Origin of the sequence: Actinospongiicola halichondriae (genome assembly GCF_049103745.1) — a bacterium.
Classification (GTDB): Bacteria; Actinomycetota; Acidimicrobiia; order Acidimicrobiales; family Salinilacustritrichaceae; genus Salinilacustrithrix; species Salinilacustrithrix halichondriae.
Genome location: NZ_CP171622.1, coordinates 2,948,502 through 2,968,562, shown reverse-complemented (window position 1 = coordinate 2,968,562; position 20,061 = coordinate 2,948,502). Strand labels below are relative to the sequence as shown.

19 protein-coding genes and 1 pseudogene are annotated in these 20,061 nt (G+C 69.3%); 9 read left to right on the top strand and 11 right to left on the bottom strand.

Annotation, left to right across the window (positions count from 1 at the left end; translation table 11 throughout):
- Positions 1-27 precede the first annotated feature (27 nt).
- Positions 28-2,400, bottom strand: coding sequence for an ATP-binding protein (locus AB8619_RS14610; protein WP_436793366.1), 2,373 nt, complete (start codon positions 2,398-2,400; stop codon positions 28-30).
- Positions 2,401-2,458: 58 nt separating this feature from the next.
- Here AB8619_RS14610 and AB8619_RS14605 point away from each other — a divergent pair, with 58 nt between their 5' ends.
- Together AB8619_RS14605 and AB8619_RS14600 are read left to right on the top strand one after the other, a co-directional pair.
- Complete coding sequence (locus AB8619_RS14605; protein ID WP_436793365.1) at positions 2,459-3,535, top strand: mechanosensitive ion channel family protein; 1,077 nt, start codon at positions 2,459-2,461, stop codon at positions 3,533-3,535.
- A gap of 25 nt (positions 3,536-3,560) precedes the next feature.
- Positions 3,561-4,496 (top strand): DMT family transporter, encoded by a 936-nt coding sequence (locus tag AB8619_RS14600; protein WP_436793364.1) that lies wholly within the window; start codon positions 3,561-3,563, stop codon positions 4,494-4,496.
- A gap of 13 nt (positions 4,497-4,509) precedes the next feature.
- On the opposite strand, the gene AB8619_RS14595 is transcribed toward AB8619_RS14600, so the two are convergent.
- The 3 genes from AB8619_RS14595 to AB8619_RS14585 all read right to left on the bottom strand — a co-directional run bounded on the left by AB8619_RS14595 (position 4,510) and on the right by AB8619_RS14585 (position 7,641).
- Positions 4,510-5,424: an SDR family NAD(P)-dependent oxidoreductase gene (locus AB8619_RS14595; protein WP_436796389.1), complete on the bottom strand. Its 915-nt coding sequence runs from the start codon at positions 5,422-5,424 to the stop codon at positions 4,510-4,512.
- A gap of 94 nt (positions 5,425-5,518) precedes the next feature.
- Positions 5,519-6,472, bottom strand: a complete 954-nt coding sequence (locus AB8619_RS14590) for an acyl-CoA dehydrogenase family protein (RefSeq protein WP_436793363.1) — start codon at positions 6,470-6,472, stop codon at positions 5,519-5,521.
- Complete coding sequence (locus AB8619_RS14585; RefSeq protein WP_436793362.1) at positions 6,472-7,641, bottom strand: acyl-CoA dehydrogenase family protein; 1,170 nt, start codon at positions 7,639-7,641, stop codon at positions 6,472-6,474. Before AB8619_RS14585 ends, AB8619_RS14590 begins: the two co-directional genes overlap by 1 nt.
- A 124-nt stretch (positions 7,642-7,765) precedes the next feature.
- Between AB8619_RS14585 and AB8619_RS14580 the strand changes: the two genes are divergently transcribed.
- A complete protein-coding gene (locus tag AB8619_RS14580) occupies positions 7,766-8,194 on the top strand; it encodes a hypothetical protein (RefSeq protein WP_436793361.1) in 429 nt (142 codons plus the stop codon).
- Here AB8619_RS14580 and AB8619_RS14575 read toward each other — a convergent pair.
- Positions 8,191-8,706, bottom strand: a complete 516-nt coding sequence (locus AB8619_RS14575; RefSeq protein ID WP_436793360.1) for a DUF1697 domain-containing protein — start codon at positions 8,704-8,706, stop codon at positions 8,191-8,193. The two genes, AB8619_RS14580 and AB8619_RS14575, sit on opposite strands and share 4 nt — an antisense overlap.
- 37 nt (positions 8,707-8,743) lie before the next feature.
- On the opposite strand from AB8619_RS14575, the gene AB8619_RS14570 reads away from it, so the two are divergent.
- Positions 8,744-9,025, top strand: a complete 282-nt coding sequence (locus AB8619_RS14570) for a hypothetical protein (RefSeq protein WP_436793359.1) — start codon at positions 8,744-8,746, stop codon at positions 9,023-9,025.
- Between the two features lie 10 nt (positions 9,026-9,035).
- On the opposite strand, the gene AB8619_RS14565 is transcribed toward AB8619_RS14570, so the two are convergent.
- Positions 9,036-9,401 carry a VOC family protein gene (locus tag AB8619_RS14565; RefSeq protein ID WP_436793358.1) on the bottom strand — a complete coding sequence of 122 codons (366 nt, stop codon included), beginning with the start codon at positions 9,399-9,401 and terminating at the stop codon, positions 9,036-9,038.
- Here AB8619_RS14565 and AB8619_RS14560 point away from each other — a divergent pair.
- The 5 genes and pseudogenes from AB8619_RS14560 to AB8619_RS14540 all read left to right on the top strand — a co-directional run.
- Positions 9,340-9,714 (top strand): annotated as a pseudogene (locus AB8619_RS14560) (AMP-binding protein); the annotation flags it as partial. The gene AB8619_RS14565 and the pseudogene AB8619_RS14560 overlap by 62 nt on opposite strands.
- A gap of 104 nt (positions 9,715-9,818) precedes the next feature.
- The gene (locus AB8619_RS14555) at positions 9,819-11,063 is read left to right on the top strand and encodes an AMP-binding protein (RefSeq protein WP_436793357.1); all 1,245 of its coding nucleotides are present in this window, start codon (positions 9,819-9,821) and stop codon (positions 11,061-11,063) included.
- Positions 11,064-11,072: 9 nt separating this feature from the next.
- Complete coding sequence (locus AB8619_RS14550) at positions 11,073-11,333, top strand: hypothetical protein (RefSeq protein WP_436793356.1); 261 nt, start codon at positions 11,073-11,075, stop codon at positions 11,331-11,333.
- Positions 11,330-12,727 (top strand): class II fumarate hydratase, encoded by a 1,398-nt coding sequence (gene fumC / locus AB8619_RS14545; RefSeq protein ID WP_436793355.1) that lies wholly within the window; start codon positions 11,330-11,332, stop codon positions 12,725-12,727. Before AB8619_RS14550 ends, fumC begins: the two co-directional genes overlap by 4 nt.
- Complete coding sequence (locus AB8619_RS14540) at positions 12,724-13,476, top strand: NIPSNAP family containing protein (protein WP_436793354.1); 753 nt, start codon at positions 12,724-12,726, stop codon at positions 13,474-13,476. Before fumC ends, AB8619_RS14540 begins: the two co-directional genes overlap by 4 nt.
- A 228-nt stretch (positions 13,477-13,704) precedes the next feature.
- Here the strand turns inward: AB8619_RS14540 and AB8619_RS14535 are convergent, their stop codons facing one another.
- From AB8619_RS14535 to AB8619_RS14515, 5 genes are all read right to left on the bottom strand, one after another.
- Positions 13,705-14,907 carry a glycosyltransferase gene (locus tag AB8619_RS14535; protein WP_436793353.1) on the bottom strand — a complete coding sequence of 401 codons (1,203 nt, stop codon included), beginning with the start codon at positions 14,905-14,907 and terminating at the stop codon, positions 13,705-13,707.
- Positions 14,908-14,914: 7 nt separating this feature from the next.
- Complete coding sequence (locus AB8619_RS14530) at positions 14,915-15,811, bottom strand: sucrase ferredoxin (protein ID WP_436793352.1); 897 nt, start codon at positions 15,809-15,811, stop codon at positions 14,915-14,917.
- A gap of 37 nt (positions 15,812-15,848) precedes the next feature.
- On the bottom strand, positions 15,849-18,515 hold the full coding sequence (locus tag AB8619_RS14525) for an ATP-dependent helicase (protein WP_436793351.1): 2,667 nt from the start codon (positions 18,513-18,515) through the stop codon (positions 15,849-15,851).
- Between the two features lie 90 nt (positions 18,516-18,605).
- A complete protein-coding gene (locus tag AB8619_RS14520) occupies positions 18,606-19,688 on the bottom strand; it encodes a hypothetical protein (protein WP_436793350.1) in 1,083 nt (360 codons plus the stop codon).
- A 90-nt stretch (positions 19,689-19,778) separates the two neighbouring features.
- Positions 19,779-20,057: a GNAT family N-acetyltransferase gene (locus AB8619_RS14515; protein ID WP_436793349.1), complete on the bottom strand. Its 279-nt coding sequence runs from the start codon at positions 20,055-20,057 to the stop codon at positions 19,779-19,781.
- Positions 20,058-20,061: the final 4 nt, after the last annotated feature.

Genomic DNA, 20,061 nt, shown 5'->3' with positions numbered 1-20,061 from the left:
GACACTCCTGAGCGACCGACGAAATTTTCAGTGGGGGAGCCAGATGAGGGCCAGTTGGGTGACGGAGATGTCGGTCTTCTCGAGCCCGACCTCGATCTCCTCGACCTCGGCGGCCTTGTCGTCCCACTCCGCAGCGATGTCGGCGATGGCGTCGGCGAGCTCGGCCTCGAGGTCGCCCAGCTCCATCTCCTTCTGTTCGACCTTGGCGAGCGCGGCCTCGACCCGATCGGCGGCCGCCGACGACTGCTTGCGTCGCGACGACACGCCCTTGACCTTGCCGAGGATCGACTTCGCCGACTTCTTGCCACCGAGCAGCGAGCCGAGCAGGTCGCCGGCGCCGGAGATGAGCTCGTGCTGCTTGGAGTCCGATGCCTTGGACTCGAGCTCGTCGATCCGGATCTGCTCACGCTCGATGGCCTTCTGGACGGTGCCCATCTTCGACTCGAGGCGCTTGCGGATCTTGGCGGCGTCCTCGTCGGCACCGGCATCGGCGGCAGCCTCGCAGCGTGCGGCGAAGTCCTCCTCGGATTCACCGGGGCGGGAGTACAGCTTCAGCGCGGCGTTGGCCCGGATCGTCAGCGTCTGGTCGCGGTAGAGCTTGTCTTTGATGGCCTTCTCGGCAGCGGTGAAGAACGACTTGGTGTCGATCGGTGCATCGCCCAGTCGGTAGGCGGCGCGCTCCGGTGCTGCCTCGCGGAGGTCACGGTCGTCGTAGTCGACGGCGACCAACTCGTCGGCGTCGAACGTGTCGCCCAGTTCGACGACGACGCACTCGAACTCCTCCGAGTGGCGCAGGTCGGCCTTGGTCTCGTCGAAGAGGAGTTCGACTCGGGCGGCGATGCCAGCTCGATACGAGGTCGATTCGGGGTCGCCGCCGACCTCGGGGAGCCATGGTGCTGCTGGGTCGACCCAGCGGACGGTCACGCCGTCGGCCACCTCGGGGGCGACCGAGACCTCGTCGTCACCGACTTCGACCGGACGATCGGCGGCGGGCACGGTGGCCGCGCTGTCGGACGTGGCAGCGGACGAGACGGCGGCCTCGTCAGGCTGCCCCGGGAGCGAGCCGAGCTGGTCCTTGGTCAGCGGACCGGCCAGATAGTCCATCGCCCAGCGCGTGGTGAACACCCGCGGTTCCTTGCCCTTGGTGGTGTGGAGCACGAACTCGCGCTTGCCGAGCCCGGAGATCGTGCCCGTCAGCGCATCGACGTCGACGTCGCCGGACGAGTTCTCGAGGCCATCCTTCAGTCGCCCGACGTCGCGTTCCGTCTGGAGCCGGCCGATCATCCAGGTGCCGGCGTTCGAGATCGCCTTGTAGTCGAGGTCGACCGGGTTCTGGGTCGACAGCACCATGCCCACGCCGAATGCCCGGGCCTGCTTGAGGATGGTGAGGATCGGCTTCTTGGCCGGCGGCGCTGCGGACGGTGGGACGTAGCCGAACACCTCGTCCATGTAGACCAGCGCTCGCAGGTTCGGGGTGCCCGACTGGGCTCGCATCCACGTGACCAGCTTCGAGAGCAGGAGGGTCACGACGAACTGGCGCTCCTCCTCCGACAGGTGGGCGAGGTAGATGACCGAGCACGCGGCACCGGTTCCCGAAGGTCCGCTCCCGGTGGACAGCAGTTGGTCCATGTCCATCGGGACGCCTTCGGCCCACGCGGCGAACGACGGCGAGGCGAGGAGGCCGTTGAGCTTCATCGCCAGCTTGGTGCGTTCCTTGGCCGGGTAGAACGAGTCGAGTTCGAGCACGCCGAGTTTGCGGATCGGCGGGTCCTGGATCTGCTGCACGAGTTGACCGAGGTCGAGCGACTTCCCGTCGGTCCACGCCCGGGCCACCAGGTTGGTGAGCAGGATGTGCTCGGGCGACGAGAGCGGATCGGCCGTGATCCCCACCATCGAGAGCAGCCCGCTGACCAGGCCCTCGATCTCGTCGTTCATGGCCTCCTCGTCGTCGGTGGCCGGAGCGGCCAGGGAACCGATGACGTTGAGCGGGACGCCGGCCGACGAGCCGGGTGTGTAGACGGTGACGTTGGAGTTGTCGGCGAGCGCGCCGACGTGTGTGCCGTCGAGCCCCCACGACGCGAGCCCGTCCTTCCACATCGTGGCGGTCTCGGTGGCGTCGGACCCCTCGGGGACCCACGGGCCGAACTCCTCGGGTGACAGACGCGGAAAGCGCAAGGCGAGGTTGGTCATGTCGCCCTTGGGATCGAGTACCAGGGTGGGGATTCCGTTGCGGAGCGCCTCCTCGAGCAGGACGACGCCCAGGCCGGTCTTGCCCGACCCCGTCATGCCCACGATGACGCCATGGGTGGTCAGGTCGGCCGGGTCGTAGTCCAACCGGTCGCCGGTCCGCTCGTGCGATGCGGGGTCGACGGTCTCTCCGAGGAACAGGTCGTCTGCCATGGCGGGGAACCTACCGGTCCGTTCGTATCGCCCGGATCCGGCGATACGGTCGGTTGTCGTGATCCTCGCCCAGTTCCCCGGTCAGCTCTTCGACGTCACCGACGAGGCCATCAACAAGGCCTGCGAGGTCGAGTCGGTCGACGAAGCCGGTCTCGTGTGCCGGAACGTCTTCGAGTGGACCCAGAACGGCGTCGTCGCCCGCGGCGCCGACTGGTTGACGACGGCCCCGTTGCGGATCCTGCTGATCTTCGTCGTGGCGATCATCGTCAACCGCGTGATCCGGCGGGTGATCAAGAAGTCGGTCGCCGAGCTGTCCGACACGCAGGCGCGTGAGCGCAAGGCGCGATTGACCAAGATGACCCCGAAGGCGCTCCGGTCGACGCAGGAGGTGTACCCGCTGCGAGCGGCAGCCCGAGCCGAGACGATCGGGTCGGTGCTCAAGAGCGTCGCGAGCATCGTGATCTACTCGATCGCAACCCTGCTCGCGTTGTCCGAGGTCGGCATCAACCTCGCGCCACTCATCGCCGGCGCCGGCATCATCGGTGTGGCGCTCGGCTTCGGTGCCCAGTCATTGGTCCAGGACTTCCTGTCGGGACTGTTCATGCTCGCCGAGGACCAGTACGGCGTGGGCGACGTGATCAACGTCGGTGAGGCCGAGGGAACGGTCGAGGTGGTCAACCTCCGCACGACTCGGTTGCGCGACGTCAACGGCACCGTGTGGCACGTCCCCAACGGAGAGATCCGTCGGGTCGGCAACATGAGCCAGCAGTGGGCACGTGCGCTGCTCGACATCGATGTCGCGTACGACACCGACCTCGACCGGGCGATGGAGGTCGTGAAGGAGGTCGCCGACGAGGTCTTCCACGCCGACGAGTGGAAGGTCGACATGCTCGAGGAGCCCGAGGTGTGGGGCGTCCAGTCGCTCGGCGCCGACGGCATCACGATCCGCCTCGTCATCAAGACCCAGCCGGGCCAGCAGTGGAAGGTCACCCGCGAACTCAACCGACGGATGAAGGACCGCTTCGACAAGGAGTCGATCGAGATCCCGTTCCCCCAGCGAGTGATGTGGGTGCGCCGTGACGAGGGCTCGTCGCGCGACGAGGTCATCGATCCGGTCGAGTCCGCAGACTCGTGACCGGGCGGCCTCGTAGCCTGCGCTCGTGACTGGGACACCAAGCGAGACCGAGCGCGTTGCCAACGCCGACGAGGCCGTGTTCACCCCGGCGGCCTGGGGGTTGTTCGCCTCGATCTCACTGATCTGGGGTTCGTCGTTCCTCTTCATCTCGATCGCACTCGAGGCGATCGAGCCCGGACTCATCACGTGGGCTCGGGTCGCGCTCGGTGCTGCCGTCCTCAACGTCCTGCCACGAGCGCGGGTGCGGATCGATCGTGCCGACTGGCCGCGTCTGTTGGGGCTCTCGGTGGTGTGGGTCGCCGTCCCGTTCACGTTGTTCCCGCTCGCCGAGCAGCACATCAACTCCGCGGTCACCGGCATGCTCAACGGCAGCACGCCCATCTTCGCTGCGATCGCCGCAGGGACGATCGCCCGACGACTTCCCGGCCGGACCCGGATCACCGGCCTCGCCATCGGCATGGCCGGCGTGGTCTCGATCTCGCTCGGTCAGGGTGGGGAGGGTGACAACGCCTGGCTCGGCATCGTCATGGTCCTCGGTGCGAGCGCTTGCTACGGCGTGGCGGCCAACCTCGCGGTGCCGCTCCAGCAGCGCTATGGCTCGTTGCCGCTGATGGCTCGGATGCTGGCGCTCGCCGCGCTCTGGACGTTGCCCGGTGGGGTGGTGTCGGTGGGCGATTCGACCTGGGAAGGCGGCCCGGCCGTGTCGGTGGTGGTGATCGGCGCGCTGGGGACCGGCCTGGCCTTCGTGATCATGGGGACGTTGGTCGGCAAGGTCGGGGCCACCCGGGCGTCGCTGATCACCTACCTGATCCCGGTGGTGGCCTTGTGTCTCGGCGTCGCGTTCAAGGACGACCAGGTGACCGGACTGGCCGTCGCCGGTGTGACGCTCGTGATCGCTGGTGCGGTGCTGGCGTCGCGGGGCGAGCGGGCCATGCCCGACCCGATCCGTCCGCGCAGCTAGTGGTCGCTCGGCCTCAGTAGCGCAGGCCCGGGGTGCGGACGCCGAACACGTCGGTGGCGAGTTGGGTGCCGAGCTTGGTCGCATCCCATCGCTTGCCGCCGTTGCTGATGCTCGGGCCCTCGGCCCACGACTTCATCCAGACGATGTCTTCGGCGACGGCCCGGATGACCTGGCCGGTCACCATCTGCGACTCGTCGGAGGCGAGCCACGCCACGAGCGGCGACGAGACGGCGGGGTCCATGCGGTTCCACTCGTCCTCGGCGACGTCGTCGGCCTCGATGACCTCGGGGGCGCCGGGCATGGTGCCCGTGATCCGGGTGGCGGCTGCCGGTCCGACGCAGTTGACGGTGACGCCGAGCTTGTGGAGTTCGAGGCTGAGCGTCTGGGTGAAGCCGGCGATGCCGGCCTTGGCGGTGGCGTAGTTGGTCTGACCGAAGTTGCCGACGAGGCCGGCGCCCGAGGTGGTGTTGATGACGCGGCCGGTGAACGACTCGCCCGCCTTGGCCCGCGCTCGCCAGTGGATGGCGGCGTGCTTGGCCGGCGCCCACGAGCCACGGAGGTGGACGCGGATGACCGAGTCGAAGTCCTGCTCGCTCATGTTCCAGATGGCGGTGTCTCGCACGATGCCGGCGTTGTTGACGAGCACGTCGAGCTGGCCCCAGGTGTCGACGGCCTGGGCCACCATCTCGGCCGCGGCGTCGTGGTCGGCCACGTCGGCGTAGTTGGCCACGGCCTCACCGCCGCGTTCGGTGATGATGTCGACGGTCAGGTCGGCGTCCTTGCCCGTGCCCTCACCGTGGACCGAACCCCCGACGTCGTTGACCACGACCTTGGCGCCGTGCTTCGACAGCTCCATCGCATGGGCACGGCCGATGCCGTGTCCCGCTCCGGTGACGATGCAGACCTTGTTGTCGAGCATTCCCATGATGATGTTCTCCTCACAGTTCCGTTCTGGTGATCGAACGACACCATGAGGTGACGCATCCGTTCACCAGAACGGGTGGCTTTCGGGTCGAGTGGGGTCAGAGGGTGGCGGCGACGGCGTCGTGCGATGCGTGGACGGTGCCGAAGGTGGCGTCGAGCGCGAGCGAGCGCTTGAGGAAGAGGTGAGCGTCGAGTTCCCAGGTGAAGCCGATGCCGCCGTGGACCTGGATGCAGGCCTCGCAGGCTCGTTGCGCGGCTTCGGAGGCGACCAGGCGGGCAGCGTCGACGGACATCACCCGGGCGTCGCTGTCGGAGTCCTCGTCGAGTGCGACCGCTGCAGCGTGGACGCCGGCACGGGCGATGTCGACGGCGACGACCGCATCGGCGAGGAGGTGCTTCACGGCCTGGAAGCTGCCGATCACCTTGCCGAACTGTTGGCGCTGGCCGGCGTATTCGGTGCCGAGGTCGACCGCGGCCTGGCCGAGCCCGACCTGGAAAGCCGCAGCGAGCAGGCGCCCCTCGCGGATGACCCGCTCGCCGGCGTTGCTGATCTCGTCGCCGGCAGGGATCGCATCGACCTGGGACACCGGCGTCAGCGGGTCGAGCGGGCGAGGGAGCAGCATCCCTTCGGGGGTCTCCACGTGTTCGACGAGACCATCGTGGTGCACGAGCAGCGTGTCGAGTCCGTCGAGGTGCTCGACGAGGAGCGTGTCGGCACGGATCAGGCCCACCACGGCGGAGCCGTCGATCGCGCCCTCGGCGCCGAGCGTCGCCGCAAGGCAGGTCGAGATCGTCGGGCCCGGCATCGCGACCCGGCCGAGCTCCTCGAAGACGATGGTCGCCTCGGCCAGGCCGAGGCCGACGCCGCCGTCGGCTTCTGCCGTGTGGATCCCGAACACGCCCATCGACGCCAACTCGCTCCACAGCGAACGGTCGACGGCGCCGGGGAGTTCGGCCGCTGCGGTCCGGAGGTCGTGGTCGACACGGTCGGTCAGGAACCGGCGGAGTTCGGACTGCAGTGCGAGTTGGTCGTCGGACAGGAGGAAGTCCATCAGCGCTCCCGGGGCAGGCCGAGCAGGCGCTCGCCGACGATGTTGCGTTGGATCTGGGCGGTGCCGGCCGCGATCGACAGCGACAAGGCGTAGAGCCGTTCCTCGACGTGGTCCTCCGCGCTGACCCGTGTCCCCATGGCCAACCCCTGGCGGCCGAGGATCCGCATGGCGAGGTCGCCCATGCGGTGGCGGGTCTCGTGGTAGCCGAGCTTGAAGATCGAGCCGCCGACGCCGGTGTTGCCGTCACGAGCGGCCCGGCTCACGTTGCGCTTGGTGTAGGCCCACTGGGCGTCGAGCTCGGCGGACACGCGGGCGAGGCTGTGTCGGATGCCGGCGTCGTCCCAGTGCCCGGACTCTTTGGCCACGGTGACGAGGTCGGAGACCAGCGCCATCGACCCGAGCAGTTCCGAGACGAACGCCGTGCCCCGCTCGAAGCCGAAGGTCACCATGGCGACGCGCCAGCCGTCGTTCTCGTCGCCGACGCGGTTGGCGACCGGGATCCGGACGTCGTGCAGGAACATCTCGCTGAACTCGGGGCCGCCGGTCAACGACTTGAGTGGCCGGACCTCGATGCCCGGTGTGTCCATCGGCATGACCAACCACGTGATGCCGGCGTGCTTCTTCACGTCGGGGTCGGTGCGCACCAGCAGTTCGCAGTAGCGGGCGACCTGGGCGTTCGACGTCCACATCTTCTGGCCGTTGACGACGTACTCGTCGCCGTCGAGATACGCCGTGGTGCGCAGCGATGCGAGGTCGGACCCGGCCTCGGGCTCGGAGAAGCCCTGGCACCAGATGTCGTCGCCGCGCAGGATGCCGGGCAGGTACGCCTTCTTCTGCTCGTCGGACCCCTCGGCGCCGATGGTCGGGCCAGCGTGCAGCGTGCCGACGAAGTTGCAGCCGACATAGGGAGCACCGGCGGCCTCGGTCTCCTCGAGAAAGATCAGTTCCTCGGCGGGTGTGGCGCCGCGGCCGCCGTACTCGGCCGGCCAGGAAACGCCCGCGTAGCCCGCGTCGAACAGGGTCCGCTGCCACATCCGTTCGTAGTCGGACTTGGCCTCCCAGTCCTCACGGTCCTCCGGCTTGGGGGGCAACGTGGGGAGGGTCTCGGCCAGCCAGGCGCGCAGCTCAGCCCGGAAGGCGGCTTCCTCTGCGGTGGGTGCGAGTTCCATGGGGCTCCGAGTCTGGCGTGCGAGCCGATCGGCTCGAATCTGACGGTGTGTCAGATCCTCGAATGTAGAACGTGTGGCGTCGTGGGCGGAACTCGACGCCCTACGGTCGCATCGAGGAGGTCCGATGGCCGAGCGAGTGGGGAACCCGGTCCCCAAGAAGATCCGAGAGCGGTTGGCGCGTGGCGAGACGCCCCTCGTCTACGAACTGATGACCCCACCCAAGGATCCTGGTGCGCCCGAGACCGGCTCGTGGGCGCAGCGCCTCGCCGACACGCTGCGATCCGACGCCCAGCACGAGGTGCTGCTGACGAAGAACCGGATCGCCGTCGTGGCGACGCAACGGTCCGACCGTTCGTGCTCGATCGAGCTGTCGGTGCCCCTCGACGAGGTGGTCTCGGTCGAGCTCGTGGGCTCGGGCGTCGAGCGGGGCCGGCTCCGTTTCGACTTCCGGGACGGGTCGTCGACGTGCGGGGTGATGGGTCTCGTGTTGCCCCGACCGGCCCGGCGGTTCCTCGCCTCCTTCGAGGCGGCGACGCCCCGCCGACGTCGCTAGGCGAACTTCGCGACCAGCCGTTCGACGGTGTTGCCGGTACGAACGGTGTTGGTGGGCGGGGTCAGCTTCGGCATGGCGTTCCCGATGGGCGAGTCGAGCATGCCTCCCACGTGGGTCCAGACGAGTTCGCGGTCCCGCCACCGCAACACGTCGGTCTCGCCGGCAGCGGCGGCGTAGGCGGCCCGTGTCCTCTCGTCGACGGTGTCCTGGAAGAACGCCACCTGGTGCTTCTCGTCCGCGCCGAGGACGGGCAGGGTGTCGACGATCGATCGGAGTTCGTCGAGCGTGCGGACGAAGCACGCCACGTCGTAGCCGAGGCGTTCGCCGAGCCTGGCCTCCAGCGTCGCCGCCAGCGCCGTCGGCTCGGTCGCGGTCTCGAACAGCAGGTTCCCGCTGGCGAGGAACGTCGACACGTGGTGCAACTCGGGCCCGTCGGCCGCTGCCACCAACTCGTCCTTCTTGGGTCGCCGTCCGCCGACGTTGATGCCACGGAGGAAGGCGAAGGCGTGCACGGCGAGAGCGTAGAGCGATGTCGCATACGGTGGTCCCGTGACCATCGAGCACCACACGTTCCGACTCGCCGACGGCGTGTCGGAGGCGCAGTTCCTCGACGCCGACCGCCGGGTCCAGCAGGAGTTCGCGCCGTTCCAGGAGGGCTTCGCCCGTCGCACCACCGCGCGTGACGGCGACGTCTGGCTCGTCGAGACGCTCTGGTACTCCGCCGATCACGCCGAAGCCGCGTTGCGGTCCGACGCTCCGGCCGTGGCCGCACTGCGGGCATGCATCGACCCCGCGAGCGAGTCGGTCCGTCGCTACGAGACGCTGGATTGAGCTCGCCCCGTCACTGCTGGACGAGCATCACCGCGTTGCCTTCGGGGTCGCGGATCTGTGCGAGCGTCGGCTGGCCGGGGAACTGGAACGGCTCGGCGACGATCGCTCCGCCGAGTTCGACGGCACGGTCCAGTGACTCGCGCAGGTCTCGGACCTGGACGTACAGCGTCACCCCGGGGCGATCGCCCTGCTGGATGTGGCCGCCGGGTCCTGGCTCCGGACCGCCGAAGCCTGCGGGGACGTCCATGAACGGGCCGTCGCCGATGTCCCAGGAGAACATCGCCAGGTAGAAGGCCCGTTGCGCGGTCGGGTCGATGGCGTCGAGCGACCAGTGGACCACCGGTCGTGCCCAGTCCCGTTCCGATCCATCGGTCATGCCCAGCACCGTATGCGCCACAGCGTCTGACGGCGCGTCAGATTTGAGGCAGGCTGTGGGCATGAGCGACGTGCTCCCCAAGACCATCCCCGAGGCGCTCGATCGTGCGGTCGAACAGTGGGGCGACCAGGAGGCGCTCGTCGACGACGACGTGCGCTGGACGTGGTCGCAACTCGCCGAGCAGGTCGATGTCGCCGCTCGGGCACTCCTCGCGAGTGGGATCGAGCGAGGCGACCGCGTCGCCATCTGGTCGCCGAACATCGGTGAGTGGGTCGTGGCCGCGCTCGCCGTCCAACGGGTCGGGGCCGCGGTGGCGACCATGAACACCCGCTTCAAGGGCCATGAGGGCGCCTACAACCTCCGTACCGCGGAGCGCGTCTGCTCTTCACCGTCACCGACTTCCTGGACACCGACTACGTGGCGTTGCTCGAGGGTGCCGACGGCGGCATCCCCGACTGCGTCGAGGAGATCGTGGTCTTCCGAGGACCGACCCGGACGGTCGAAGGGGTCGATGTCGTCGCGTGGGACGGGTTCCTCGAGCGTGCCGCGGGAGCATCGAGTGACGACGTCGCCGCCCGCTTCGCCACCGTCGAGGGTGGCGACATGTGCGACATCATCTTCACCTCCGGCACCACCGGTGCGCCGAAGGGGGCGATGATGGGCCACGAGGCATCGATCCGGGCGTTCTGGGCCTGGACCGACGTGATCGGCCTGCGCTCGGACGATCGGCACCTGATCGTGAACCCGTTCTTCCATGCATTCGGGCTCAAGGCCGGGATCCTGGCGTGCATCCTGCGTGGCGCGACGATCGTCCCGCATCCGGTGTTCGACGTCCCGTCGGTCGTGAAGCGCATCGAGGACGAGCGGATCACGATGATCCCGGGACCGCCCGCGATCTACCAGATCATCCTCAACGATCCGGACCTTTCGTCCCGCGACCTCTCGTCGCTGCGACTCGCGGTCACCGGTGCCGCTCCGGTCCCGGTCGAGCTGCTGTCTCGGATGCGCGACGAGTTGGGCTTCGAGACCGTGGTGACCGGCTACGGCCTGACCGAAGCCCACGGGATCCTCACCATGAACCGTCACGACGACCCGCTGGAGTTGATCTCCGCGTCGGACGGCCGAGCCATCGAGGGCGTCGAGGTCATCACAGTCGACGAGCACGGCGTGCCGACGGAGCCCGGCGTGCCCGGCGAGATCTGGGGACGGGGCTACAACGTCATGCTCGGCTACATCGGGAACCCGGAGGCGACGGCCGAGGCCATCGACGCCGACGGGTGGCTGCACACCGGCGACGTCGGCGTGCTCGACGCCGACGGGAACATCAAGATCACCGACCGGCTGAAGGACATGTTCATCACCGGCGGTTTCAACGTGTATCCGGCCGAGGTCGAGGCCATCCTCTCGTCGCACCCGGGGGTCGCGCAGGTGTCGGTCGTCGGGGTGCCGGACGAGCGGATGGGCGAGGTGTGCGCGGCCTTCGTGATCCCGCGTGCCGGCATGACCGTCGACGTCGACGAGGTCATCGCCTGGAGTCGGGCCAACATGGCCAACTACAAGGTGCCCCGACTGGTCGAGGTGGTTGACTCGCTCCCGATGAATGCCAGCAACAAGGTCCGCAAGTTCGAACTCCGCGACCGTGCCGCGTCGCTGCGTGCCTAGGAGGCGACCGTGAACTGGACGTTCAAGACCGCAGGACCCGACCTCCGCCTCGAGCTCAACGACGCGGCCGAGCTCGAAGCGATGCGAGCCGCGCTCGACGATCCGCTGTGGCTGCTGGGCGCGAGCTGGGAAGTGCTCTACACCAACGACTTCAAGCGGACTCGGTTCCAGGACGCCTTCGGGGCATGGGTCGCCCGCCGCGACGGCTCCGAGGTCGCGTCGATGCTCCAGGCCGTCGACGTGCGGGCCACCTGCGAGGACGGCCGGTGAACACCCGCAGCGAGACCGACTCGATGGGCGAGATCGCCGTCGAGTCGTCGCGCTACTGGGGTGCGCAGACGCAGCGGAGCATCGACAACTTCCCGATCGGACGCGACCGCTTCGTGTGGGGCCGGCCCATCATCGAGGCGTTCGGGCTGGTGAAACGGGCGGCAGCGACGGCCAACGCCGAGTTGGGGACACTCGACCGCGAGATCGCCGATCGGATCGTGGCCGCAGCCGACGAGGTGATCGCCGGCGACCTCGACGAGCACTTCCCGCTGGTCGTGTGGCAGACCGGCTCCGGAACCCAGACGAACATGAACGCCAACGAGGTGATCTCGAACCGAGCCATCGAACACTCCGGTGGCGTCATGGGCTCGAAGACCCCGGTGCATCCCAACGATCACGTGAACCGGGGGCAGTCGAGCAACGACACGTTCCCGACCGCGATGCACGTGGCGATCGTGCTCGAACTCCATCGTCACCTCTACCCGGGCGTCGGCGAGCTGCGCGACACGCTCGCGGCAAAGGCCGCCGAGTTCTCCGACGTCGTGATGGTCGGACGGACCCATCTCCAGGACGCCACGCCGGTGACCCTCGGCCAGGTCATCGGTGGATGGGTGGCGCAGCTCGACGCGGCGTTGGCCGACGTCCGCAGGACCGAGGACGGCCTCCTGCAGCTGGCGATCGGCGGGACCGCCGTCGGGACGGGTCTCAACGCCCACCCCGACTTCGGCGATCGAGCCGCTGCCGAGCTGGCCCGCCTCACGGGGCACGGGTTCCGGACCGCCGACGATGCGTTCGCCGCCTTGAGCGCGCACGACGCTCTGGTGACGACGAGCGGCGGTCTGCGTACGTTGGCCGGAGCCTTGATGAAGATCGCGAACGACGTGCGGTGGTACGCCTCCGGTCCTCGCGACGGGATCGGCGAGCTGGTCATCCCGGCCAACGAGCCCGGGTCGAGCATCATGCCGGGGAAGGTCAATCCGACCCAGGCCGAGGCCCTGACGATGGTCGCCGTCCAGGTGTTCGGGAACGACACCGCGGTCGCCATGGCGGGCAGCCAGGGGAACTTCCAGCTCAACGTCTACAAGCCGGTCATGGCGCACAACGTGCTCGAGTCGATCGCGCTGCTGGGCGATGCCTGTCGCAGCTTCGACGACCAGTGCGCCACCGGGATCGAGCCGAACCTCGCCGTGATCGACGAGCACCTCCGTCGCAACCTCATGGTGGTCACCGCCCTGAACCCGCACATCGGGTACGACAAGGGGGCCGAGATCGCCAAGAAGGCACACGCCGACGGCACGACCCTCCGGGAAGCCGCGCTGGCGCTCGGTCACCTGACGGGAGCGCAGTTCGACGAGTGGATCGACCCGCTCGCCATGACGGACCCGAACCGATGACGGAGCCGATCAACGATCGGGTCTACATCCACGAGGTCATCGACATCCGTGGGCACCACCGGGCCGACTACATGCATCACATGGCGGCGAACTGGAGCCCGCTGGCACAGGAGACGCGCGATCAGAAGCTCTTCGGGATGTGGAGCGTTCTCGGGTCGACCGGGCCCTGGCCGAAGGTCGTGAACATCTGGGAGGAGCGCGGGTTCGCCGGCCTGGCCGCGTCGTTCGCCGGCGAGGCCGTGGGACCCGGCGCCCAGGATCCTGCGCTCGAGAAGTGGTGGGCCAAGGCCAACGAGTTCCGCAGCGGCGGATTCGACCGGTTGGTGAAGCCGGCGCCGTGGAGTCCGTCGATCGACGACCTGTGTGCATCGGGCGCCGGTGGGGTCGCGTACGCCCACGAGACGATCTCGGTGCGGGCAGGCTCCAGTTGGGACTTCCTGGACCTGGTACGAGAACGAGCCGTCCCGGTGTACGGGGCCTTCGGGTGCTCCCTCGTCGGAGCGTTCGTCACGACCATGGTCGACGACGACGAGTGCATCCTGCTGTGGTCGTTCCCGACGTGGGACGACTGGGCACGGTTCGAGGACGGGCATCTTCCCGGCGGCGACCCCGGGTTGCGGGACTGGCGGGCGTGGTCGAGCGATCTGGTGACCGCCCGACATCGCATCCTCCTCGTCGATGCGCCCCTCAGCCCACTGCGCACCGGCCGCCAACCCACCCGCGACGACCAGACCGACTGGACCGAGTGACCCCGATCCTCACGTCGCCGGCGCCGCACCACCGATGTTTGCAACGTGCCGATCGGTACGTAAGGCGTCGAAAACGACATGCAACGTGCCGATCGATACGTAGCGCGCTGGTTGGCCCCCGATGTTTGCAACGTGCCGATCGGTACGTAAGGCGTCGAAAACGACATGCAACGTGCCGATCGGTACGTAGCGCGCTGGTCGCCGCCCCCGGGATCGCCGCACCCGGGATCAGGTGACGGGGTGGTCGATGGCCGCTCGGTCGTAGCCGCCGCGGGTCGAACGGATGCGGATCCGTACCATGTCGATGACCAGTCGGACCACGTCGCGGGCGATGTTGACGGTGGACGACGCTCCGGTCTCGTCGAGGGTCACCGGGATCTCCGTCAGCGACAGTTGCTCCCGCTCGGTGAGGTGGAGGACCTCGATGTCGAAGGCGAAGCCGTCGACGTGGGTTCGACGGAACAGATCGCGGGCGACGTCGCCCCGGAACCCCTTGAGGCCGCACTGGGTGTCGGTCGGCGCGGCCAGCAGTACGGCGCCCGAGAGTCGGTTCACGATCGACGACCCGATCCGCCGCAGCCCGTTGGCCCGGGCAACGACCGACTCGGGCAGGCGCCGGTTGCCGATGGCGACGTCCCAGCCCGACTCGATCGCCTCGAGCAGTCGGCGAAGATGCGGGGGGTCGTAGGCGAGGTCGGCGTCGGTGAACGCCACGGTACGTCCCGTCGACGCCACCATCCCCGCGCGCACCGCGCCGCCCTTGCCCCGGTTCTGCGGCAGCACGATCACCTGATCGGCACCGGCGTCGAGCGCCGCATCGGGCGTGGCGTCGCCGGATCCGTCGTCGACGACGATGATCTCGAGGCCTCCGTCGGCTGCGATGTCCTGCAGTTCTTGGGCGATCGCTCGCACGGTGGAACCGATCCGTTCCGCCTCCCGGTACGCAGGGACGACCACGGTGAAGCGGTTGCGACCGTGGACGGGCGGGCCGGGTTGGGTGGGTCGGTCGCGGTGGACGAGTTCGCCGAGGATCGAGCGATAGCCGATCAGACGGATGACGACCGACACCGTGATCGCGATCGCCTTCGCGGCCACGAGCCCGGCGGTGGTGGTGAAGCCGGTGGTGGTGAACGCCAAGCGGAGGACGGCGACGTCGATCGCTCCGGCGACGACCGCGACGAGCAGGAATGCGTTGGGAGTGCGCACCCAGCGGGAGTAGGGGCTGTGGCGCAGGGCCGAGCGACGGTGCAGGACGAACGACGTCGTGCTCGCGAGTGCGATCGACGACGTGTCGGCGACGATGAGCGGCCAGCCGAAGCTCTGGCGGAACACCACCAGGAGGACGACGTCGACCATCGTGGGGACGATGGCCAACAGGGCCAGGGATCGCAGACGTGACCGGCTCGCAGCGCCGGGACTGTCGTCGTTCACGCGGGGCTCATCCGACGATGCGGTACTCAGGCGACTGCTTCTTGGCGGCGGAGGGAGCGAGCCCGCACTGCAGCACCGGGTACCGGCCGGCGATCTCCACGGTGGCCGTGCGCTCGTCGGTGGTTCCGGCGGTGGTCCACGAGAGCGTGACCGCGGCCTGGTCGCCGTCCACCTCCGATGTCGCCGCGACCTCGTCGAAGTCGACGTTGGCCCAGCCGCACTCGTCGAGTACGGCGCCCTCGACCACCTGGGCCCAGGCATCGAGCGCGACGTTGCCTCGGTAGAACTCCCGTGCTTCGCCGGCGGGCAGGTCGCGTTGCACGATGCCGGCAAGGGCGTCAGCGTCGAGGAACGCCCACATGCGGCCGTCCGGGAGGGTGAGCGCGGTCGGTGCGAAGCGGTGGCCACCGAGGTGGCTGGTGCGCCGGACTCGCATCGCCGGCAGTGCGGCGCGGGTCTCGACGGCGAGGCGGGTCCCCGGACCGCCGCAGCATCGGTCGCGGGTGCCATGGCTGCAGATGAGGATCTCGTCCGGTGCTTCGGTGATCTCGCCTTCGGGCAGGTCGCCGGCAACGAGCGCGGCGAGGGCCTCGGTCACGTCGTCTGCGGCGACCAGGCAGTCGATGCCCCGGAGGCGGGCGTCGACACGCTCCCATCGCGTCAACAGGATGGTGCCGTCGGTCCGACCGGATTCGGGGACGATCGCCTGGACCCGTGTCCCGGACGGGACCTCCAGCGGGGCGATCCACTCGAGCGCTGCGACGTCGGACGGCCACGGCCCGGGCACCTCGATCGTGATCAGTCGGTCGAACGTCGTCGCCGAGCCGATCGGGTCGAAGCCCTGTGCTGCGGTCCAGGGCGCGCAGCGGAAGTCGTCGTCGATCTCCTCGTCGGCCGCTGCCATGGAGGGCAGTATGGACGGCAGGCGCGCGCCTCGCTACTCAGGCGAACTGGCGGACGATCTCGAGGACGTCGTCGCCGTAGTTGTCGAGCTTGGTCGGGCCCACGCCCTTGATCTTGCTGAACGCCCGAAGCGAGTCGGGGCGGGCCTTCGCCGTGGCCTTGAGGGTGGCGTCGTTGAAGACGGTGAACGCCGGCCCGCCCTGCTTCTTGGCCGTCTCGGCGCGCCACTTCCGGAGTTCTTCGAAGACGACCAGGTCCTCGCCCTCGAGCTCGACGTCGTCGTACCCCTTGGCCTTCGCCGCCTTGCCCGGAGCGCGTGCGGTCGCCGGGGCCGATCGGCTCGCCACGACCTGGCGGGCCGGCCGTCGGGCCGCCGAGCCGTCGAGTTCGCCGATGAACGGGCTGGGACGGTCGCGGTCGACGAGGACCGTGACCGAGTCGATGCCGCGGGTGATGGCGACGTGGAACACCCGCCGCTCCTCCTCGACGTCGACGGCGAGTCGGTGCGGGAAGATGCCGTTGCTGGCGCCGAAGACCACCACGTGGGGCCATTCGCGACCCTTGACCCGGTGGACGGTGGACAGCGTCACGCCGGCGCCGTCCTCGGCCCGGTCGGCCTGGAGCGCGCGACGGAGGTAGGTCTCGAAGAGATCGGGGTCGGACTGGATGTCGGCCACCTGGAGCAGCGCGTCGAGGTCGTCGAGATGTGACGAACCCTCGGCACCGGGTCGTCCGTCGAGCAACGTCATGGCGTCGCCCAGGCCGATCTCGTCGCGGATGAACTGCAGTCGCTCGCGCGTCGTGTCGCCCGACTCCTGGGACAGCTTCTCGATGTCCTCGGCGAGATCGAGCATCTTGTCGGCGACGCGAGCGTCGTCGATGCGCTCGGCGGCCTTGGCGACCTCGTGGCCCGACGTGCACCGGCCGAGCCACTTGTCGATCCATCGTGGGAAGCCCCGGCTGGGACGTCGCGACACCTCGACGAGGTCCTGGGACCGGATGGCCCCGGGATCGCCGGCGATCCGTAGCCACGCCAACGCGGCCCGCAGCCCGACGCGGTCGAGCACGTTCTCGCGGAGCACCGAGGTGACCGGCACGCCGGCGCCCACGAGGGCGACGTGAGGTGCCAGCAGCAGGGAGTTGGTGCGGGCGAGCACCGCGGCATGGGACGGATCGCCGGCGGTGTCGAGCGCAGCGGTGACGGCCTCGACGAGCGCGACGGCGCCCTGGTCGGGTGCGTGGGTCGTGACCGTCAGGGCGCCGGGATCCGCGTCGGGGCGTGCAGCTTCGATCGTCTTGTCGACGCGCTGGTCGTTGTAGGCGAGGAGGTGGCGCGCCGCGTCGACGACAGCGGGCGGGCAGCGGTAGTTGACCTGGAGGGCGTGCTCGTGGCCGCCGGGGAACAGCTCGGCGAAGTCGATCAGGAACCGAGGGCTCGCGCCGGCGTGGCCGTAGATGACCTGGTCGTCGTCGCCGACACCGAAGACGTCGAATCCGGGAGCGGCGAGGATGCGCAGCAGGAGGACGTGGGCAGGGGTGAGGTCCTGGAACTCGTCGACGAGCAGGTGTCGGTGCCGGGCCTGCTCAGCCCGGCGGAACTCGCCGTCGGTGAGGAGCAACTCGATGGCGTGGACGATCTGTTCGTCGAAGTCGAGGACGTTGTCACGGCGGAGGCCGGCTCGGTAGGGCTCGACCGCTCCGGCCAGGCCGGGAGCATCCGCCTCGAGTTCGACCACCTCGGGATCGGCGAGCCCGAGTCGGACGATCGAGAGACCCTCGAGGTACGGAGCCATGGGGTCGGTGTTGAGCCGGTGCTGCATCTTCGGCAGGTGGGGTTCGAGCCGTCGCCGCACCTCGCGCTCGTCGATCATGTTCGGCCGACCGCCCATCCGGCGACCGATGATCTCGTAGCCCAGCGCGTTCAGGGTCTGGATCCGAGCGTGCAGCCCCTCGGTCCGGGTCGCCATCTCCTCCTGCGCCTTGCGGTTGTACGCGACGGCGAGGAGGCCCGAGCGGTCGTGGCCGCGATCGGCCAGCAGGTGACGGAGGCGCTCGGTGAGGACTCGGGTCTTGCCCGACCCGGCCGGGGCGATGATCCGCGCCGGCCCGCCTCGGTGCTCGACCGCGGCCAACTGATCGGCGGCCAGTTCTGCCGCTGGTGCGATCCACGCCGGCACCCGGTCGACCCGTCCGCTGTCGACCGACTCGGCACGGATCAGGGCGGCGCCGTCGAGCGCGGCTGGATCGACGTCATCCGGTGGTCCACCGTCGACCCAGCCGACCGTTCCGTCCGACAGGACGACGTCGCCGTCGGCCGGAGGCGTCATCTCGTCGGACGCGGTCCCGTCGATCCGTGCCGCCTTGCGGCCCCACCACCAGATCGGTGTGCCGGATCTGGCGTCGTAGTTGTTGTTCCAGACGAGGAAGTGGAGCCGATCGTGGAGGAGTTCGAAGTCGGGCGACAGCTCCCAGGGCTGGACCACATAGGTCATCGGGCGACGGAACTCGACGGGGTCGACGCGGAGGTCGACGACGACCGGCGTGCGGTCGCTCCACGCAGCATGCAGCCGTTCGACCGTGTCGCGGGGTTCGGCGAGGACATCCTCGTCGATGGTCACGACCACGGCGTCGGCCCATGCCGGTGGGATGGCGCCCCCGGCGGTCACGACGCCGCGTCCGAGCAACTGGGGTCCGGGAGCACTCACCTCGTCGATGCTACGTGCGAGGGGTGACAGTGCAGTCCGGTCGGTGGCCACGTCATGGGCCACCGACCAGGCCGCCGGTCATCCGCCGATTCAGCCGGTGAAGGTCGGCGTCGCCCGTACGGGCTGCGCCGCAGGCGTCTCGCCAGCTGCGTCGACGTCGCCATCAGGTGCCGAGGTCGAGGTGGTCGACGTGGTCGTGGCGCTGGACGCGCAGGGCGTGAGCTCGATCGAGCCGTTCCCGTCGGCCGTGGCCACCCCCGTCGCGAAGACGCTGCCGGCGGGGCCGAAGCTCGAGCCGCCACCACCACCGGCTCCGGAGGAGATGTATCCCGCGTAACCGCCGCCACCGCCGAGATGCCCGGCGCCGCCGCCGCCCCCGCCGTCACCGAACGAACCACCGGCACCGCCTTCGGTGTCGCTGCCTGCGGTGGGGAGGAACTGGGCCGGCGGCTCGCTGCCGCCGAGGACCGTGCCTGCAGCTCCGGGCTCCGTGGCTGTCGCACCGCCGCCGCCGCTGCCCCAGGTCCCCGGCCCCTCGCTGGTGTCGATGGTCGCACCGTCGCCACCGTCGGTCCCGACTTCACCGCCGTCACCACCAGCACCACCGTCACCGCCGTCCTCGTTCTCGGCAGGCCCGGCCGCACCGCCGCCGCCGCCTGCACCGGCGATCACTCCCGGAGCGCCGTCGACGAGCACGTAGGACATGCCGCCGCCGCCACCACCACCAGCGCCTTCACCGCCCCCGCCGTTGCCACCGTCCTCGATGCCACCGAGTCCACCGTTCGAGGAAGGCCCACCACGGAACCCGGAGAACGAATCGGCGCGCAACTCGTCGGCACTGGTGTCACCGTCACCACCTCGGCCACCGACCAGCACGGACAACACATCGCCCGGCATGACCTCCAGCGTCGCGACGACCGATGCGCCGTCGCCACCTTCGCCGCCGGCGAAGCCGGCGTATGGGCCGCCGTCGCCACCACGGCCGGCGATCGCGACGACGTCGACACACTCGACGCCCTCGGGGACGGTCCACTCCTCGACCTCACCGGAGAACTCGAAGGGGATCGCCTCCTCGGCCTGCGCCCCGGCGGTGCCCATCGCCATCGGGAGCAACGCCCCGATGCCGATCAGGCCGGCCGCTCCTCGGACCATGGACTTGGTGTGGATCGTCATCGCGTTCGATTCTCCTGTCGCCTCGCCGCGAGGGACCCCCCGGCCTTGGCGAGACCCTACCGAGCGATCTCCGCTCGCTGTGCTGACGCGTCAGGCCAGCAGGTCGCCGTAGTCGGCGTTGCGCTCGATGAACTCGGCGACGAACCAGCACGTGGGGACCACGGTGCGGCCCTGCGCTCGGGCGTCGTCGAGTGCGGCGGCGACCAACACGTCACCCAGGCCTCGGCCCCGCATCTGGGGGTCGATCACCGTGTGGGGAAGGACGATCCGTTCGCCGTCGTCGTGGTAGTCGGCGATCCCGACGGTCTCACCGTCGAGCACCAGCTCGTAGCGGGATCGGTCCTCGGCCTTGCGAACGGTGGGTTCCATCTCG

Bases quoted from the DNA above. Each gene is read 5' to 3' on its own strand.
- AB8619_RS14610 (WP_436793366.1), bottom strand. From the start codon at position 2,400: ATGGCAGACGACCTGTTCCTCGGAGAGACCGTCGACCCCGCATCGCAC.
- AB8619_RS14590 (WP_436793363.1), bottom strand. From the start codon at position 6,472: ATGGACTTCCTCCTGTCCGACGACCAACTCGCACTGCAGTCCGAACTC.
- AB8619_RS14585 (WP_436793362.1), bottom strand. From the start codon at position 7,641: ATGGAACTCGCACCCACCGCAGAGGAAGCCGCCTTCCGGGCTGAGCTG.
- AB8619_RS14580 (WP_436793361.1), top strand. From the start codon at position 7,766: ATGGCCGAGCGAGTGGGGAACCCGGTCCCCAAGAAGATCCGAGAGCGG.
- AB8619_RS14565 (WP_436793358.1), bottom strand. From the start codon at position 9,401: ATGACCGATGGATCGGAACGGGACTGGGCACGACCGGTGGTCCACTGG.
- AB8619_RS14540 (WP_436793354.1), top strand. From the start codon at position 12,724: ATGACGGAGCCGATCAACGATCGGGTCTACATCCACGAGGTCATCGAC.
- AB8619_RS14530 (WP_436793352.1), bottom strand. From the start codon at position 15,811: ATGGCAGCGGCCGACGAGGAGATCGACGACGACTTCCGCTGCGCGCCC.
- AB8619_RS14520 (WP_436793350.1), bottom strand. From the start codon at position 19,688: ATGACGATCCACACCAAGTCCATGGTCCGAGGAGCGGCCGGCCTGATC.
- AB8619_RS14515 (WP_436793349.1), bottom strand. From the start codon at position 20,057: ATGGAACCCACCGTTCGCAAGGCCGAGGACCGATCCCGCTACGAGCTG.